This window comes from Okibacterium sp. HSC-33S16 (genome assembly GCF_024171565.1).
Lineage (GTDB): Bacteria > Actinomycetota > Actinomycetes > Actinomycetales > Microbacteriaceae > Mycetocola_A.
Genome location: NZ_JALJZZ010000005.1, coordinates 275461 through 292952, shown reverse-complemented (window position 1 = coordinate 292952; position 17492 = coordinate 275461). Strand labels below are relative to the sequence as shown.

Here is a 17492-nt window from a genome sequence, read left to right as displayed (position 1 = left end):
CTTAGAAGAGCCCACCCCCAAGGGGTGGGCTCTTCGCATTTAACCCACCAACACACAGCCCGCCCACACCAGGACGGGCTCTTCGCATTTAACGCACGACACGAGTATGTCCCCACGAAAGCCCCCATCGTTCGGGTGGCTTTCGTGGTTAACCCGCCCTTGATTATTGGAAGTAGGGTTTGCGGCGGATCCAGTCAGCGATGCTGACCTTGGGCTTACCGTTGACCATAGTCACGGTGAATACGCCGGTGTCGATCATCCGGTGGTGGAACCAGCAGAACAGCGCACCGTTATCAATGTGGGTTGGTCCGCCTTCGCTGTATTCCTGGATGTGGTGCGCCTCACAACCGGTCGCCGGGATCTGGCAGTCATCCATCGCACAGGTAGGCCCGTCTCTCGCGATCATCCCCAACCGTTGCGACCGGTTGAACCGTCTCTGGTTGTTTCCCAACGCGACAACGCTGCCGTCCGGGTCTAGGAACACCGGCACAACACTGGCGTCACAGAGAATCTGCTTGATAGTGGAGAACGCGACCGGGCTGTTGATGCCGACGATCTGCCCGGTCCCGGCCTGGCGTTCCAGAACATCCGCGGTGACACTGACCACCACTGTGGGCGAAGCCCCAGTGACTGTCGGCACATCCGCAGACCGGGCCAACGCATCAATCATCGCCGCGAACACATCAGCCCGCTTTTGCCCGGCGGACCGCACATCCCGCAAGCCCGCATCACGAGCCGGGTCCGTGCCATCACTCGGCAACTCAGTGTCAGTGTCAGTGTCAGTGTCAGTGCCAGTGCCAGTGCCGTCAACGGACTCGGCGGTGTCCTCATCGGGTGGGAGGTAGCGGCAGTCGGTGCGGGGGCTGAGGATCGCATCAAACAAAGCGTGTAGCTTCGTGCCCACATCAACAGTGACCTGGCCCCCGAATCTGACCAACCCCTCCGGTGTCGCGCTCCGTGAAATCCAGAAATCGCGCTTCTCGAACGCTTTCTGCGCCCTCGGCTCAATACCGTCCTCGTCCAATCGGTCGCGCCACAACCTCGCCTGCACCCCAACCAGATCTGCCGATAGAGGCAACCCGTCACGCCAACCCCCGCCGACTGCCTGGCCGACCAAAGACGCCTCAGCGATCGCGAGGTGCTCGACCGCAGCACGAGGAGCCGCCAAGGTCAGCTCCCGCGTGATGTTCTCCGCCGCCTCTACCCCGATCAGACCCTCACGGAGCGCCTCACCGACGAAGGGGAACAGGACGGGCAACGGCAAGCCGGCATCACTGAGCCGAGGAGACGTCTTCTGGCCGACACGGATCAACCGCGACGCCGCTGCCGCTGACACCCCTGTGACGACCTCAACCAACTGTGACGGCCGCTGATAGGTATGCTTCGCCGCGAGACCGTCGGTGCCGCGGACCGGGTCCGAACGAACAGCGACCTCGGCGCTCATCGCCGCCAGCACTGCCTCACCGCCGCGAACCAAATGTGCCACCAGACTCATCTGCGACAACAAACGATCACTGTCCAGTCGGTCAAGATGGTCCACATCCAGCGCGGTGAGAACCTCACCCTCACGCTGCAGCAGCTCGGTGAGCAATACTTCACCATCCGGCCCCGACGCCGACGGAAAGTCACTCACCGCAAGAGTCACGACAACCGACCCCCGACACCGATGCGAACGCCGAGATGGCCAGCGAATGTGACAGGCGGGCAGAAGCGCGAGCAACACTGGGCCGCACGGTTGCGGATCCTTGGGTGTCGAACTGCCTCGTTCATGACTCCAGTACATCACCCACCACCGACACCCAGAGTTGAGGAAGCCTCAACCGGGAATCAGCCGACGGGTGAGCGGTAACCGGTTTGCGGGGTTAGCGTCGTTGGGGTGCCCCGACGCCCGCATTCTCGCGGGCCTGTGCCTCGGGCCGCGGTCGCCGCGCCAGATCGGGCAGCGAGATGGGCGAGGTCAGAGCAACCTCCTCAGAGAAGTCTTCCGGCACGATCGACGACACCGGCAGTGGCCGACCGGCGTGCGTGACGACCAGGCGCCACCGCGAATCGGGGTGCACCCGCAGGCGCAGCTGGCGCGCCACAACAGCCCAGGTGAGCGCAAACGCACATGCAATGAGCGCCGCGAGCCCCGCCGCTGCGAGAGCCCATCGAGGTCCCCAGGCATTCGCGATGCCACCGACGATTGGCGCGCCGAGCGGCGTGCCACCCATCAGGACCGCCATGTACAGCGCCATGACGCGGCCGCGCACCGTGGCATCCGTCGTCGTCTGTACAAATGCGTTCGCCGTTGTCAGCATCGTGACCGTTGCAAAGCCGATGAAGATCAGGGCGAGGCCGAAGGTCCAGAAGGTGGGCATCACCGACGCGACAAAGGCGGCAATCGAGAACAGCCCGACGGCGGCGATGATGACCCGCATGCGTGCACGGTCGCGACGTGCCGCGAGGAGGGCACCGGTCAGTGACCCGATCGCGAGGATAGAGGACAGCAACCCGTAGTCGCCGGCACCGCCACCGAGCTCGACAGCCATCGTTGAGGCGAAGATCGGGAAGTTCATGCCGAAAGCACCCATGATGAACACGATCACGAAGATGACGCCAAGGTCGGGGCGACTCATCACGTAGCGGAAGCCTTGGACGAGCTGTCCGCGCTGACGCGGGGCACGTGGGCGAGAGCGCAACTGGTTGGCACGGAGCTTATAGAGGGCGAAGAGCACGGCCAGGAAGGTGGCACCGTTGACGATGAAGACCCACCCCGAACCGATGACGACGATGAGCAGTCCCGCGAGTGCCGGGCCGATCATGCGCGCTGCGTTGAACGACGCGGAGTTGAGCGCCACGGCGTTCGACATGTTGTGCTCGTCGACCAGGTCGGAAACAAAGGTCTGCCGCGCGGGGCCGTCAACCGCGTTCACGATGCCGAGGAGTAGCGCAAAGACGTAGAGGTGCCAGAGTTCAGCGTGCCCGAGGATGAGCAGGAGCCCGAGCGCCACGCCGAGGAGCATCAGTGCGCTCTGCGTGATCATCAGGATCTTGCGGCGGTCGAACCGGTCAGCGATGAGCCCGGTGATCGGCACGAGAAGGAGCTGCGGGCCAAACTGCAGGGCCATGGTGATGCCGACCGCGACGGCATCGTTGTCGGTCAGGACGGTGAGAACCACCCAGCTCTGGGTGGTCGACTGCATCCACGCGCCGATGTTCGACACGAGGGCGCCGATGAACCAGAGACGGTAGTTGTAGCTCGAAAGCGATCGGAACATTGCACTCACTGGGTGGCGAGTCTCCTCATCAGGTCTGCGGCTTGCGCCAGGATTTCTCTGTCTGCGTGGTCGAGGGCGCGAAACTGGTTGTGAAGCCAGGCATCTCGCTTCTTGACGGTGTCTTTGACGAGGCCGGTGCCGGCATCCGTCAATGAAATGTGGGCTTTGCGTTTGTCGGTAGCATCGGGAACCCTCGTCAGGTACCCGGCTTCTTCGAGGCAATTGACCGTGCGGTTCATCGACGGTGCGGAGACGTGCTCACGCTCGGCGAGCTCGCTCAACGTGTGAGCGCCGGTCGCCCGAAGCCCGAAGAGTACAGAGAGCTGCCCGTCACTCAGTTCGTCGTCTGCGCGTTCGGCGCGAAGTCGACGAGCCAGCCGAAAGGTGCTCATTCGTAGGTCAGAAGCCTGCTCAGCGATAGTTTTTGCCACAAGAAACAGTATAGCAAAATAGTTAGCATAGGTAAAGAACTTCTTAGCTCTGCTAATGAACGATGCACCCGCTGCGACCCCGCTAGGGTATGGGCATGGTCAACGATGATGGCAGGCAAACGGATGCTTCGGCGCCGGAAACACGGACGGTAGTCGACGCCGATGGGGTCACCATCTACTACTACGTCTGGGCCGTCCCGAATCCGAAGGCGGTCATCCACGTGAGCCACGGGGTAGGGGAGCATGCTCGTCGCTACGCGCCGCTGGCTCGGGAGCTTAATGCCGCGGGCTACACGGTTGCCGCAGATGACCACCGAGGTCACGGCCAGACCGGTGCGAGTCACCTCGGGGTGGGCAAGCTCGGCGAACGACCGACTCGCGCGGCGACCGATGCGGTTCAGGTCGTTGGCGAACGAATTCGTGAAGAAAATCCCGCACTGCCGCTCGTACTGCTCGCGCACAGCTGGGGTTCAATGATGGGTCAGAAGATCGTCAACCGGACACCGCTGTACGACGCCGTCGTCCTCTCCGGGACGTCGCTGGCAGTGCTGGGCATCGTCGGTGCTGGCAACTACAACCGCAGGTGGAAGTCACCGACTGCAACCGGGCTTGAGTGGCTCAGCCGGGACGAGGCCGTGTGGGCGGCGTTCACCGCCGACGAGTTGAACTTCGATATCGGTGTGACCCCGGCGTGGAATACGGTGCAGGCACTCGTGTACCTCGGGCGTCCGCCGAGAAAGATGCCGCGTGACACCCCGATGCTGATTCAGGGCGGATCCGATGACCCATTCGGCGGCACCCGAGGCCTTACCCTTCTGCGCAACGCCTACGTGAAGCGGGCGAAGCTCAGTGACGTCACGCTCAAGATCTACCCGGGCGCGCGGCACGAGATCTACAACGAGACGAATCGGGACGAGATCATCGGCGACCTGGTGCAGTGGCTCGACGCCCACGCGCACAGTGGGCGCTGACCGCGTGAGGTTAGTACCGGTGCGCTGCCGCGTCGGCGGGCACGTTGAACGCGTAGAGCCGTGCGGCGCCTGCCGTGTAATCGAGCGCGGTGACCGCGCAGTTCTGCACGACCGGCATGAGGTCGCGGTACCGGTTCGGATCGATGCCGAGCAGCGCGCACAGGGTCAGGCGCAGGGCCGTTCCGTGGCACGTGATGAGCACGCGCCCGGTCGGGTATGCGGCTTCGATCCGGTCGAACGCCCGCAGATAACGGACGATGCCGTTGAGGCCTTTCTCGCCACCGGGCAGGACCGACTCAGCAGGCGTCGCCACAAATGCGTCAACCTCGGCGGCGTACTCGGGACGCAGTTCATCAAGCGTCTTCCCCTCGCCGACGCCAAAGGCAACCTCCATCAGGTCCGGGTCAGTCTCAACGGTCTTCCCCGTCGCCCGGGCGCTCGGCTCCGCCGTGAGGACGGCGCGGCTCAGCGTTGACGAATAGATCGCGTCGAGTCGAGCGTCCTTGGCCCACAGGGCCAGCGCTTCGGCCTCACGGAGCCCGTTCTCGTTCAGTTCGACGTCGGCGATGCCGGCGTACCGGTGATCCGCGTGCCACACGGTCTCGCCATGGCGGGCCAAAAACAGAGTAGTCATAGCTTCCATTGTGCGCCTCGTGGTCAAATCATTCTGTCCCCGGCGGGCATGACCGGCCAAGACTAGGCTGGACATATGCATGGTGAGTACAAGGTTCCCGGCGGCAAGCTTGTTGTCGTCGACCTCGATGTCGACGATGGTCTCATCTCAAACTTTCGACTGGCCGGTGACTTCTTTCTTGAACCTGACAGCGCGCTCGAAGACATCGATCGTGCCGTGAACGGACTTCCGGCAGAAACGGATGCCACGGCGCTGGCCGCCGCCATCCGCCGCGGGCTTCCCGAAGGAACGACCCTGCTCGGTTTCAGCCCCGAATCGATCGCAACCGCGATACGCCGGTCGCTCTCCGGCGCGGCTGACTGGCGTGATTTCTCCTGGCAACTCATTCACGCCAAATCGGTATCCCCGCGCATGCACCTCGCGCTTGACGAGGTCCTCACCGCTGAAGTCGGAGCCGGCCGCCGCGGCCCCACCCTGCGCATCTGGGAGTGGGACGAGTCAGCGGTCGTGCTGGGGAGCTTCCAGTCGGTGAAGAACGAAGTCGACCTCGAGCAGGCGAAAGCACACGGCTTCGAGGTGGTTCGCCGGATCACGGGTGGCGGTGCCATGCTCATGGGCAAGGGCCAGATCATCACATACTCGCTTTACGTGCCCGCCGAGCTTGTCAAAGGCATGACATTCGCCGACAGTTACGCGTACCTCGACGACTGGGTGCTCACCGCACTGCGGTCGCTCGGCATCGAAGCCACCTACCAGCCGCTCAACGACATCACGAGCCCGGCCGGGAAGATCGGCGGTGCCGCCCAAAAGCGGCTGGGCAACGGCGCGGTGCTCCACCACGTGACTATGAGCTACGACATGGACGGTGAACTCATGGCGCAGGTCCTGCGCATCGGCCGCGAGAAGCTCAGCGACAAAGGAACAACGTCGGCCGCGAAGCGGGTCGACCCGTTGCGGAGCCAGACCGGACTCAGCCGCGCCGAGATCATCGAGCGCATGAAGGCCACGTTCGTGAGTCTCACCGACGCGGTTCCCGGCGACATAACGCCCGAGGAATATGCCGCTGCCGAGGCTGCCGTCGCGTCGAAGTTCTCGACCGACGCCTGGCTGAATCGGGTTCCGTGACGTCTCCTACCGACGAGCCGGGCGCCGATGCAATACCGTCGACCGGATTCCTTCCGAACGAGCAGTTGCCCGAGGGATATCACCCCCGGTCACCGAAACGACAGCGACCGAGCGGTACCCTGACTGGCGGGATCGCCGGCATCGCCGGCGTGGGTGACGAGATTTTCGCGCCCATGCGTCATCAGGTCCAGGTCGAGCGCGACCGGCAATCGCACATCCCGGCACCCGCTCCAGTGCCCGGTGGTATGCCTGATTCGGAAAGTATTTTCGGTGGCACCGTCAGCATCGTGGTCGACGACGAAGAGCCCCGCACGGCGAACGTGGTTCTTGAGGGTGACAACCTGGCTCTCCTGCCCACGCTGCCCGACGCATCCGTCACCCTCATCTACATCGATCCGCCCTTCAATACCGGGCGGGAACAGCAGCGTCACGTCACGTCGAGCGTTCGAGTCGCCGAGGGCGGCAGCACCGGTTTTAAGGGCCAGAGTTATGAGCGGATTCGCGGAGAATTGCGGCGATACGACGACACCTTTGACGACTACTGGACGTTTCTCGAACCCCGGCTTCTCGAAGCGTGGCGGTTGCTCGCCGACGACGGCACGCTCTACCTGCATCTCGACTACCGCGAGGCGCACTACGCCAAGGTACTACTCGACGCGATCTTCGGGCGCGACTGTTTTCTCAACGAACTGATTTGGGCATATGACTACGGCGCCAAGTCGAAGAGTAAGTGGCCGACCAAGCACGACACCATCCTCGTCTACGTGAAGAACCCGAAGACGTACTACTTCAACTCAGACGCCGTCGACCGTGAACCGTACATGGCCCCTGGCCTCGTCACTCCCGAGAAAGTGGAGCGCGGCAAGCTGCCGACCGACGTCTGGTGGCACACCATCGTCTCGCCTACCGGCAAGGAGAAGACGGGGTACCCCACTCAGAAACCGGTGGGCATCCTGCGCCGCATCATCCAGGCATCGAGCCGGGAAGGAGATGTGGTTCTCGACTTTTTCGCGGGGAGCGGCACGACGGGTGCTGTGGCCAGCGCCCTCGGCCGGCGCTTCATCCTGATGGACCAGAATCCTGAAGCCATCGCCGTCATGCGTTCACGGCTCGCCGCCGTGGACGTGGACTGGCGAACACTCGACCAACAGAAAGGACAGGCGTGAAATTCCGCATCTTCACCGAACCCCAGCAGGGCGCAACCTACGACGACCAGCTGGCCATTGCCCAAGCGGCCGAGCGGCTCGGGTTCGACGCCTACTTCCGGAGCGACCACTACCTCAAAATGGGTGACCACTTCTCCGGAATGCCGGGACCCACGGATGCCTGGACCACCTTGGCGGGGCTGGCGCGCGAGACATCCCGCATCCGCCTCGGCACCCTGGTCTCCAGTGTCACGTACCGTGTGCCCGGGATTCTTGCCATTCAGGTCGCGCAGGTCGACCAGATGTCGAATGGTCGTGTGGAACTTGGGTTGGGCACCGGCTGGTACGAGGAAGAACATGCCGCTTACGGAATTTCATTCCCGCCGAAGCGTTTCGGCATGCTCGAGGAGCAGCTCGAGATCATCACCGGCTTGTTCGAGACGCCGGTCGGCGAGACCTATTCCTTCGACGGGAAGCACTACTCGCTGACCGACTCGCCCGCGCTGCCGAAGCCTGTTCAAAGTCGTGTCCCGGTGATCGTCGGAGGCGGTGGTCCGAAGCGCACCCCGGCCATGGCTGCGCGATTCGCCACCGAGTTCAACGCACCGTTCGTGCCGTTCGAGAAGATCGCACCGACGTTTGAGGGTGTGCGCCGGGCATGCGAGGCGATTGAGCGCGACCCCGATGACCTGACCTACTCGGCCGCGTTTGTCACCGCAGCGGGCTCCACCGAGGCGGAGTACGAGCGTCGCGCTGCCGCCATTGGACGGGAGACCGGCGAGCTGCGGACCAACGGACTCGCCGGAACCCCGAGCGAGATCATCGATCGGCTTGGCGCTCTGCAGAACGATGGAGTGGAGACCGTTTACCTGCAGATCCTTGATCTTTCAGACCTCGAGCACCTCGAGTTCCTGGCTGCTGAGGTCACTCCGCACTTCGCTTAGCGCGAGGTTCTCGCCTGGCTCCCGCTATTTCGCGAGCTGGGCGAGGTCGGCCTCGAGGGCCACCCACGCGAGCATGGCGCACTTCACACGCGCCATGTACTTCGAGACGCCCTCGAGCACGACGGCATCGCCGAGTGGCTCGTCGTCGTCGACACCGGCACCCTTGGAATGCATCAGCTCACGAAACAAGCCGATGCGCGCGTGCAGCTCCGCGATGGTCAGACCGGGAACGAGATCGTGCAGGAGCGACGCCGACGCCATCGAGATGGAACAACCCGCTCCTTCCCAAGAGATCGACCGAACGACATCGCCGTCGAGGTGAAGCTGCATCGTCAGTTCGTCGCCGCAGGTGGGATTCAGCTGGTGGCTGGAGGCATCCGCTTCGCTGTGAAGTCCGAAACCGTGCTTCTCACGCGAGTGTTCGAGGATGACCTGCTGGTACATGCCAGCGAGATCGCCCGACGTCATGACGAGACCCCGAAGAACGAGCGCACCGAAGCCATGGCGTCGATCGCCGCGTCGACATCCGACGTGGTGTTGTACAGGTAGGCGCTGGCGCGGGTCGATGCCGTTACGCCGAAGCGCCGGTGCAGCGGTTGGGCGCAGTGGTGGCCGACGCGGACGGCAATGCCGCGATCGTCGAGGAACTGTCCGACATCGTGGGCATGCACTCCGTCAACGTCGACACTGGCCAGACCAGCCCGGTGGACGCCGGACCCCGGGCCGAGCACGCGGACGCCGGGGATCGCCGCGAAGCCGTCGACCAGTCGAGCGCCGAGTTCGGATTCCCAGCGTTCGATGCGGTCCATTCCGACCGAGCTGAGGTAGTCGACAGCGGCCGCGAGGGCAATAGCCTGCGAGACCTTCTGGGTGCCGGCCTCGAACCGCTGCGGCGCGGGCAGATAACCCGAGCTCTCCATCGTCACTGTGGTGATCATCGAACCGCCGGTGAGGAACGGGGGGAGCGCGTCGAGGAGTTCGGCGCGGCCGTAGAGCACGCCGATCCCGGTCGGGGCGAGCATCTTGTGGCCGGAGGAGACCGCGAAGTCGACGTCGAGGGCCGCGAGGTCCAGGGTGCGGTGCGGTGCGGACTGGCAGGCGTCGAGGACGACGAATGCGCCGACGGCGTGGGCGAGGCGCACGAGCGTTTTCACCGGGTTGATCACGCCGGTGACGTTGGAGACGTGGGTGAATGTGACGATTTTGGTGCGCGAGGTGATGAGTCGCTCGGCCTCGTCCATGCGCAGGGTGCCGTCGTCATTCACCGGAATGTAGCGCAGGGTAGCGCCGGTGCGCGCCGCCAGTTCCTGCCAGGGCACGAGATTGGCGTGGTGTTCGCCTTCTGTTGTCAGGATTTCGTCACCGGACTGCAGAGCGAACCGCGTGGCATCCGCTCCACCTCGACCGAGGCTGGCGTTGGAGAATCCGTACGCGATCAGGTTGAGGCCCTCGGTGGCATTGGCGGTCCAGACGATCTCATTGTCGCGGGCGCCGACGAACCGCGCCACGGTGGCGCGGGCGTTTTCGAACAGTTCGGTTGCATTGGCCGCGAGGGTGTGTGCGCCACGGTGGACCGCCGAGTTGTCGTGTTCGTAGAACAAGCGCTCTGCGTCAAGGACGCGAAGCGGCTTCTGCGACGTGGCGCCGGAGTCGAGGTAGACGAGGTCGTTGCCGTGTACCTGCTGATTCAGCGCGGGGAAGTCGCGACGGAGGACGAGCACCTCGTCATCGGTGAGGGAGCCGGTGAGCTCCGTCGTTCCTGCGGGGTGGGACATGCACAACTCACGATCTTGATTTCGGGGCACGGAACAAGCACATCGACGATTGCGCGCTGGGCACGCCGGTCGACGTCTCTTCTCGACAAGCGCTTTTCGCGCTCGGGTATTCCCCTATTGTCCTCCCCGCGGCTGGGAAGGACCACCGTGATGGTGCGAACCGGCTAGGCGGATTCGCGCAGAACGAGGCGCGTCGGCATGGTCGTGGCGGTCTCGACCTCTTCACCGTTGATGAGCCGAACGACGATCTCGGCCATCTTCGCGCCCATCGCGACCGGCGCCTGGTTGACCGTGGTGAGTGGCGGATCGACAGTGCCGGCGTGGCGGTCATCGTCGTATCCGACAACGGCGATGTCGCCGGGGATGGAGAGACCGGCTTCGCGGATGACCGAGTATGCGCCAGCGGCGAGCTGGTCGGAGAACGCGAAGAGTCCGTCGATCGGCACTTTGCGGGCGAGTAGTCGCCGCATGGCTGCGGCTCCGTCTGCGGGGGAGTAATCGCCGAATTCGACGAGTGAATCGTCGAGACCTGCGGCGCCCAGGGCTTGTTTCCAGCCGGCGAGCCGGTCGATGCCCGGCGGCATGTCCTGTGGCCCGGCAATCGTGGCGATCGAGCGGCAGCCACGTGCAACGAGCCGCTCGGTGGCCACTCGGGCACCCGCGACGTTGTCGACGTCGACGTAGTGGCCCTCGGCCGACTCCGGGTTGATGGGGCGCCCACCAAAGACGATCGGCAGCGTGGAACCGAGGCGCGTGTAGGAGTGGTCGCCGGAGTGGTGCGAGACGACGAGAGCACCATCGACGTTGCCGCCGAGCAGGTACCGACGTGTCTTGTCCGACTTCGTTTCCGACGCGATGAGCAGGTTGAGCGTGTAGTCGGTGTCGGCGAGGTGCAGGGCAACACCTTGCACGACGGCTGCGAAGAACGGGTCGTCAAAGACCTTCGCTGTCGATTCGGGAACGACGAGGGCAATGACCTGGGTCTTTCGACTGGCCAGTGACCTCGCCGCCCGATTCGGCACGTAGTTGAGTTCGGCGATCGCGCTCTGTACGAGCTCGACAACCTCCGGGGTCACTTTGGGTGACGCATTGACGACGCGGGACACCGTCGCTCGCGAGACACCGGCACGTGCAGCCACCATTTCCAATGTCGGTGATTGCCCAGCGGATGCCACGGGGCGCGCAGAGAGAGAATCCTGCGTCGTCATGCGATCACCCCCTTAATGAACCCCACTCTATGCTTCTATTCGCCTGATTTGGCGGTCGCAATGATTTCCGAGTACGCCAGGCCGGAGTCCTTGATCGTGCGTTCCTGGGTGTCGTAGTCGACCCGAACGATGCCGAATCGCTTGTCGTATCCCCACGACCACTCGAAGTTGTCGAGCAGCGACCAGACGAAGTACCCGCGAACGTCAGCGCCGTCGGCGATGGCGTCGGAAACAGCCTGGACGTGATCGACGATGTACTTCGTACGCTCGGCATCGTGCACTGCGCCGTCTTCGGACACGACGTCGATGTATGCCGAGCCGTTCTCGGTGACAAAGAGCGGCGGCATGTTCGGGTACTCGCGGCCGAGGCGAACGAGCAGCTTGTGCAGGCCGGACGGGTTCACTTCCCAGTTCATCGCCGTCCGCGGAAGGTTGCGGGTCGGGAAGGTGATGTACTCCGAGCCGATCCAGCAGCTCTTGATGTCGCGCGCGGTGGCGCCGGAGTGGCCATCGGTTCCGGAGTCATCGGGGTGTCCTGAGACCTGGTCGTCGTGGTAGTGATTGACGCCCAGGAAGTCGATCTTCGTTCCGATCGTCTCCATGTCGCCGGGCTGGATGAGCTCGCGGAGTCCGAACTGCTCGAGGTCGCCCAGGGTGTCGTCGGCGTAGGCGCCGGTGACAATGGGCTCGAGGAAGACCCGGTTCTGCAGGACGTCGAACCGGCGGGCGGCCTCGACATCGACGGGGTCATTCGCATCGAGCGGGATGGCGTTCGAGAGGTTGAGCGTGATGCCGATCTGCTCGGCGCCCAGGTCGCGCAGCCGGTTCACGGCGAGTCCGTGTGCCAGGTGCTGGTGGTGGATCGCCGCGACGGCGTCGCGCGGGTCCTGCCGACCCGGGGCGTGCACGCCCGACGCGTACCCGAGCAGAGAGGAGCAGAACGGTTCGTTGAACGTCGTCCAGTTCTTCACTCGGTCGCCTAGGGTGCCGTACACGGTCTCGGCGTAGTCGGCGAAGCGCTGTGCGGTGTCGCGGTTGGCCCAGCCGCCCTTCTCCTCGAGGGCCTGCGGCAGGTCCCAGTGGTACAGGGTCAGCCACGGCAGGATGCCAGCGCCGAGCAGCTCGTCAACGAGGCGAGAGTAGAAATCGAGACCCTCCTGGTTGGGCTCCCGGTCGCCCGGGATCACGCGTGCCCAGCTGGTGGAGAACCGGTAGGAGTCCAGACCGATTCGCTTCATGATCGCGACGTCTTCGGCGTAGCGGTGGTAGTGGTCAACGGCAACCTCGAGGTTGTCGCCGTGAGCGATAGCCCCGGGGACGCGAGCAAACGCGTCCCATACTGAATCTTCTTTGCCGCCTTCGTGGCCGGCGCCTTCGACCTGGGCCGCAGCTGTTGCCGACCCCCAGATGAACGTTGGGGGGAAGTTAATAGTCATTAACCCTTCACTGCTCCTTGCATGATGCCTGAAATGAGTTGCTTACCTGCCACGATAAAGAGAAGAAGCAGGGGGATTGTTGCCATGATGGCTCCCGCAAGCACGATCGAGTAGTCGACGTACCGAGCGGACTGCAATTGGCTGAGCGCCGTTTGCAGAGTTGGGTTGCCCGCGTTGAGAACGATCAGAGGCCAGAGGAAGTCCGTCCACGCCGTCATGAATGTGAACAGGCCGAGGATCGCCATGGCTGGTCGTGCCGCGGGAACCGCGACATGCCAGAATGTCGAGATCATGTTGGCGCCGTCCATGCGCGCTGCCTCGATGAGTTCGTCGGGGATCACGTCGACCAGGTACTGGCGCATGAAGAACACGCCGAATGCCGTCACGAGCGTCGGAATGATGACCGCGCCAATCTCGCCGGTCCAGCCGAGTGTACGCATCACCATAAAGAGTGGAATGATGCCGAGCTGGGTCGGGATGGCCATGGTCGCGATGACAAACACCATGAGTCCGTCGCGGCCCTTGAATTTGAGCTTCGCGAAGGCGTAGCCAGCCAGGGTTGAGAAGGTGATGACCGACACCGTGATGATGCCCGAGATCAGCACACTGTTTCCGAGAGCGAGCCAGAACGGAACGGTGTCGAAGACTTCACCAACGTTCTTCCAAAAGTTACCGCCAGGAAGAAGGGGAGGCCAGGTCGACCCGAAGGCGGCATTGGTGCGAGACCCCATCACGAACGACCACCACAGCGGGTAAGCCGAGGAGAGGAAGAAGACGCCGAGAAGGGTGTAAGTCAGCCAGCCCGGACGCTTGTCAATACCGAAGAATTTCGACTTGCGCCGTGTCGGGAGGCTCTCGAGAGTCTCGGTGGGGCGGGTGAGGGTGTTCGCGCTCATCGGGTGCTCCCTTCTGCGTTCGGTTCGGTCGGTTCGGTAGGGCCGGGCACGGGGACTGTTTCAGCGAGAACGGATGCCGCGGGGCGGGCGCGCATGCTCTCCTGAGCTTCGCGCTGGCGGAGTTTGAGCAACCGGCGCTGCGAGCGGGCCTTGGCTCCCCGTCCTTCCGCGGTCGCAATGCTGCGGGAGAGCAGGAAGTTAATCAGCCCAAAGATCACGATGAGCAGGAACAGCAGCCAGGCGATCGCCGACGCTTTACCGAAGTTCTGACGGAAGAACGCCATCTCCCACAGGTAGAGCACCGTGGTCTGGAATTGTCGCTGCGATCCACCCGCCGTAACGGGATCGAACAGGCGCGGTTCGGTGAAGATCTGCAGTCCGCCGATCGTCGCCGTGATGATGACGAAGATCATGGTTGGGCGGATGGACGGAAGCGTGATGCTGAAGAATCGGCGGGTGGCGCCGGCGCCGTCGAGTGCTGCCGATTCGTGAATGTCCCGTGGGACCGACTGCATCGCTGCCAGCAGGATGAGGGCGTTGTACCCGGTCCAGCGCCAGTTGACCATGGTTGCGATCGCGATGTGGCTCGGCAGGGTGTCGTTTTGCCACCCGACTCCGTCTATTCCAAAGCTCTCGAGGATGTTGTTGATAAGGCCATAGTTCTCACCGAAGACGTTTGAGAAGATCATGGCGACAGCCACCGGGGTGACGACGTACGGCAGGAGGATGCTCATGCGCCAGAAGGTTTTTGCGCGCAGGTTTTGATCGAGTACTGCCGCGATGACGACAGCGACAAGGAGCTGCGGAATCGTCGAGAGGAGGAAGATACTCACCGTGTTGAACAGCGAGTTCCAGAAAAAGTGGTCGGCGAGCACCGCGGTGAAGTTGCTGAGGCCAACGAATTGCCCCTGCCCCTCCAGCGTGTGCCAGTCGTACAGGGAGACGAAAAATGTGTAGACGAGCGGGAACAGTCCAACGATGGCGAACAGAATGAAGAAGGGGGCAATGTAGAGGTACGGGGATGCCTTCACATCGAGAGCGCTCAGCCGGTGCTTCATGGATACCGGCGCTTTGTGGGGTGTGCGTGACGGGCCGGAAGAGGAACTCTCGACCGGCGGTCGGTTCAGTGTGCTTGTCATGATCTCGCGTCCAGTTACAGGCCCCCGGGATTGCTCCCGGGGGCCTCGTGTTTGGTATTGCTAGTTGTTGACGACCAGGTCGTTGAGGAGGGACATTGCCTTGTCCCATGCCTCATCTGCGCTCTTCGTCTTACCGGTGTCGAGAAGCTTGAGCGCCGGTCCGAAGACGTTCTCCTGAATTATCGAGTCGTCCGGTCCCTTGAACTGCGCGATAACACCCTCGGCCCGCGAGGCGAGGATCGCACCCGTGGGCGCGTCGTTGAACAGTTCGTTCGGAGTCGCCTCTTCAACCAGCTTTTCCTGAGCCTTGATCGTGCTCGGGAAGTTGCCCGCTGCTGCGGACTGCTTGACCTGCTGCTCCGGGGCTGTCAGCCACTTTGCGAGAGCCGCAGCTTCTTCCGGGTGCTCTGACGTGGTCGGGACCGAGAGGAATGCGCCGCCCCAGTTGGATGCGCCACCGGGGAAGACGTCGGCGAAGTCCCAACCGGTGGATGCGTCGCCGCCGCCGGACTCGAGGGATCCCTTGACGTTTCCGAGCATCCAGCCCGGGCAGACCATGGTTGCAAAGGATCCGTCGACGAAGCCCTTGCCCTTGCCCCAGACCCAGGGCTCCTGGTTCGCCGAGAGGCCGCTGACGGTTGCTTTAGCGAGCTGGTCGAAGTTGGCGCGCATGTCGGCGTTGCCCTCGACGTTCAGCTCGCCGTCCTTGGTGTAATAGCCCTCTTCCATCTGATTGACCATGGAGTTCCAGACGAAGCCGGACTGGTCATACCAGGCCTTGCCCGTTGCGGCCTTGTACTGCTGGCCAATCTCGAAGTACTTCTCCCACGTTGCGTCGTCTCCGCCGAGGAGCTCGGCGACCGACTCGCGGTCGCTCGGCAGGCCAGCAGCTTCGAAAAGCTTGCCGTTGTAGCACAGGCCCTGCGGTCCGATGTCGGTGCCGAGCCCGATGACGCGTCCCTCGGGGTCGGTGCCCTGCTCGTACTTCCAGGGGACCCAATTGTCTTTGACGTCTGCTGCGCCGTACTCGGTGAGGTCGACGAACTTGTCGGAAGACTTCATGATCGCTCCGAGCCAGCCCTCTTCGATGGCGACAACGTCTGAGAGGCCGGAGCCGGCGGCAAGCTTGGTGACCATGTCGGTGCGGGCGTTTCCGCCCGTGTCGATGTTGGTCGCCTTGATGGTGATGTTCGGGTTGGCCTTTTCGTACTCTTTGTAGAGGTCGTCGTAGCCGAACGTTCCGAACGTTGTAACGGTGAGTTCGATGTTCCCGTCAGCCGAATCTCCGCCTGAAGAGGCGCATCCGGTGGCGAGGAGGGCGAAAGCTGCAGCGCCGGCGATGCCGGACGCGAGCTTGGTGCGTCGTGAAAGGTTCACGGTCACTCCTTTGTGTGTGCGTGGACAGTGCAATGGCTTCATGAGAGCGCTCTCATCCGAAGCTGTGAGAGCGCTCTCACGAATTAGGAGACAAGCTACGCGACACTCAGCCTCGTGTCAAGCGAGTGTCTCTGGGCGTTCTTTCACAGCCGTCGCCTAGCATGGAAATGCCGCTCTCGAACAAAGGAATTTCCTCGTGCCTATCTCGCGCCAGCCCGTCAGCCCCCGTGTCAGAAAGCGCCGCATCGCGGTCGTCGCAGGGCTTGTTGCGGTCGGAGCGGTTCTCGCCGGGTGCGCGACGGCAGCGAACTCCGATAGCGCGGTCGGCGATAGGCCCCAACCCGCAGCCTCAGCAGCTCCCGTCGCGGTTGCAGTCACCGCAGTGGAGCCCGCGACCGGATCCGTCTCGGGCGGGACAACCGTGACCGTCTCGGGTTCGGGACTCAGTAAGGCAACGGCCGTCACGGTTGGCGGAGTGGACGCGACCGACGTCACGGTGACGGATGACAACAGCCTGTCATTCGTGGCACCCGCCGCGCTCAACTACACACCGGCTGCCGCCGACGTTGTCGTCCTCGAAAAAGAGACGCCGCTCGGCCTGCCGACGTCGTTCACCTACGCGGTCGAAACGGGAATCGATGCCCAGATGTCCTACGCGATGGCGCACTGGAGCACCTACAACGAAGCGGAGTGGGGCAACCTCAACCCCGTTGGTGGAGACTGTGCCAACTTTGTGAGCCAGACGCTCATTCAGCGCGGCTGGACGCAGTCCGACGCCTGGCACAACACGGGTGCCGGTGCGAAGTGGACCCCGTCGTGGGGCTACGTTCCGGCCATGGACGACTGGTTTGCCAGCTCGAAGGGCCCTGATGTTGAGCGGCTGTCGCTCGACCAGCGTGACCAGGTTAAGGTCGGTGACGTCGCGATGTTCGACTGGAACAAGAACGACACCCCCGACCACGTCATGATCGTCTCCAAGGTCTTCACCGAAGGCGATAAGACGGTCATCCAGCTTGTCGGTCACAACAAGGACTTCGACTACCGCGACCTCGACAACACCATCACGGTGGAGCACCCGGGTGGAAATGCCTGGTTCTGGAGCATCCCGGCCTAACCGACTCTCAAACGAAGACAGGCCCTGGCGAACGCGT

Annotated in this window: 16 protein-coding genes; 5 read left to right on the top strand and 11 right to left on the bottom strand. The window is 63.3% G+C overall.

The window, feature by feature from the left end; genetic code table 11:
- Positions 1–163: 163 nt before the first annotated feature.
- The 3 genes from L1277_RS13180 to L1277_RS13170 form a co-directional block, all read right to left on the bottom strand.
- A complete protein-coding gene (locus L1277_RS13180) occupies positions 164–1633 on the bottom strand; it encodes an HNH endonuclease signature motif containing protein (protein WP_253376971.1) in 1470 nt (489 codons plus the stop codon).
- 229 nt (positions 1634–1862) lie between these two features.
- Complete coding sequence (locus tag L1277_RS13175; protein WP_253376970.1) at positions 1863–3260, bottom strand: MFS transporter; 1398 nt, start codon at positions 3258–3260, stop codon at positions 1863–1865.
- 5 nt (positions 3261–3265) lie between these two features.
- A complete protein-coding gene (locus L1277_RS13170) occupies positions 3266–3691 on the bottom strand; it encodes a MarR family transcriptional regulator (RefSeq protein WP_253376969.1) in 426 nt (141 codons plus the stop codon).
- A 95-nt stretch (positions 3692–3786) separates the two neighbouring features.
- Between L1277_RS13170 and L1277_RS13165 the strand changes: the two genes are divergently transcribed.
- Entirely contained in the window at positions 3787–4662 is an 876-nt protein-coding gene (locus tag L1277_RS13165) for an alpha/beta fold hydrolase (protein ID WP_253376968.1), read from the top strand.
- Between the two features lie 10 nt (positions 4663–4672).
- On the opposite strand, the gene L1277_RS13160 is transcribed toward L1277_RS13165, so the two are convergent.
- Positions 4673–5296: a histidine phosphatase family protein gene (locus L1277_RS13160; protein ID WP_253376967.1), complete on the bottom strand. Its 624-nt coding sequence runs from the start codon at positions 5294–5296 to the stop codon at positions 4673–4675.
- A 75-nt stretch (positions 5297–5371) separates the two neighbouring features.
- Between L1277_RS13160 and L1277_RS13155 the strand changes: the two genes are divergently transcribed.
- The 3 genes from L1277_RS13155 (at position 5372) to L1277_RS13145 (ending at position 8510) form a co-directional block, all read left to right on the top strand.
- Positions 5372–6421 (top strand): lipoate--protein ligase family protein, encoded by a 1050-nt coding sequence (locus tag L1277_RS13155; RefSeq protein ID WP_253376965.1) that lies wholly within the window; start codon positions 5372–5374, stop codon positions 6419–6421.
- Between the two features lie 245 nt (positions 6422–6666).
- Positions 6667–7587, top strand: coding sequence for a site-specific DNA-methyltransferase (locus L1277_RS13150; RefSeq protein WP_374110242.1), 921 nt, complete (start codon positions 6667–6669; stop codon positions 7585–7587).
- Positions 7584–8510 (top strand): LLM class F420-dependent oxidoreductase, encoded by a 927-nt coding sequence (locus L1277_RS13145; RefSeq protein WP_253376963.1) that lies wholly within the window; start codon positions 7584–7586, stop codon positions 8508–8510. Before L1277_RS13150 ends, L1277_RS13145 begins: the two co-directional genes overlap by 4 nt.
- Before the next feature lie 24 nt (positions 8511–8534).
- Here L1277_RS13145 and sufU read toward each other — a convergent pair whose 3' ends face one another.
- The 7 genes from sufU to L1277_RS13110 all read right to left on the bottom strand — a co-directional run bounded on the left by sufU (position 8535) and on the right by L1277_RS13110 (position 16341).
- Entirely contained in the window at positions 8535–8978 is a 444-nt protein-coding gene (sufU, locus tag L1277_RS13140; RefSeq protein WP_253376962.1) for a Fe-S cluster assembly sulfur transfer protein SufU, read from the bottom strand.
- Positions 8975–10285: a cysteine desulfurase gene (locus L1277_RS13135; protein ID WP_253376961.1), complete on the bottom strand. Its 1311-nt coding sequence runs from the start codon at positions 10283–10285 to the stop codon at positions 8975–8977. Before L1277_RS13135 ends, sufU begins: the two co-directional genes overlap by 4 nt.
- Before the next feature lie 164 nt (positions 10286–10449).
- On the bottom strand, positions 10450–11493 hold the full coding sequence (locus L1277_RS13130; RefSeq protein ID WP_253376960.1) for a LacI family DNA-binding transcriptional regulator: 1044 nt from the start codon (positions 11491–11493) through the stop codon (positions 10450–10452).
- Between the two features lie 35 nt (positions 11494–11528).
- Entirely contained in the window at positions 11529–12929 is a 1401-nt protein-coding gene (locus L1277_RS13125; RefSeq protein ID WP_253376959.1) for a GH1 family beta-glucosidase, read from the bottom strand.
- The gene (locus L1277_RS13120; protein WP_253376958.1) at positions 12929–13825 is read right to left on the bottom strand and encodes a carbohydrate ABC transporter permease; all 897 of its coding nucleotides are present in this window, start codon (positions 13823–13825) and stop codon (positions 12929–12931) included. Before L1277_RS13120 ends, L1277_RS13125 begins: the two co-directional genes overlap by 1 nt.
- Positions 13822–14964: a carbohydrate ABC transporter permease gene (locus L1277_RS13115; RefSeq protein ID WP_253376957.1), complete on the bottom strand. Its 1143-nt coding sequence runs from the start codon at positions 14962–14964 to the stop codon at positions 13822–13824. Before L1277_RS13115 ends, L1277_RS13120 begins: the two co-directional genes overlap by 4 nt.
- Before the next feature lie 60 nt (positions 14965–15024).
- Complete coding sequence (locus tag L1277_RS13110) at positions 15025–16341, bottom strand: ABC transporter substrate-binding protein (RefSeq protein ID WP_253376956.1); 1317 nt, start codon at positions 16339–16341, stop codon at positions 15025–15027.
- Between the two features lie 196 nt (positions 16342–16537).
- Between L1277_RS13110 and L1277_RS15815 the strand changes: the two genes are divergently transcribed.
- Positions 16538–17455, top strand: coding sequence for an amidase domain-containing protein (locus L1277_RS15815; RefSeq protein ID WP_253376954.1), 918 nt, complete (start codon positions 16538–16540; stop codon positions 17453–17455).
- Positions 17456–17492: the final 37 nt, after the last annotated feature.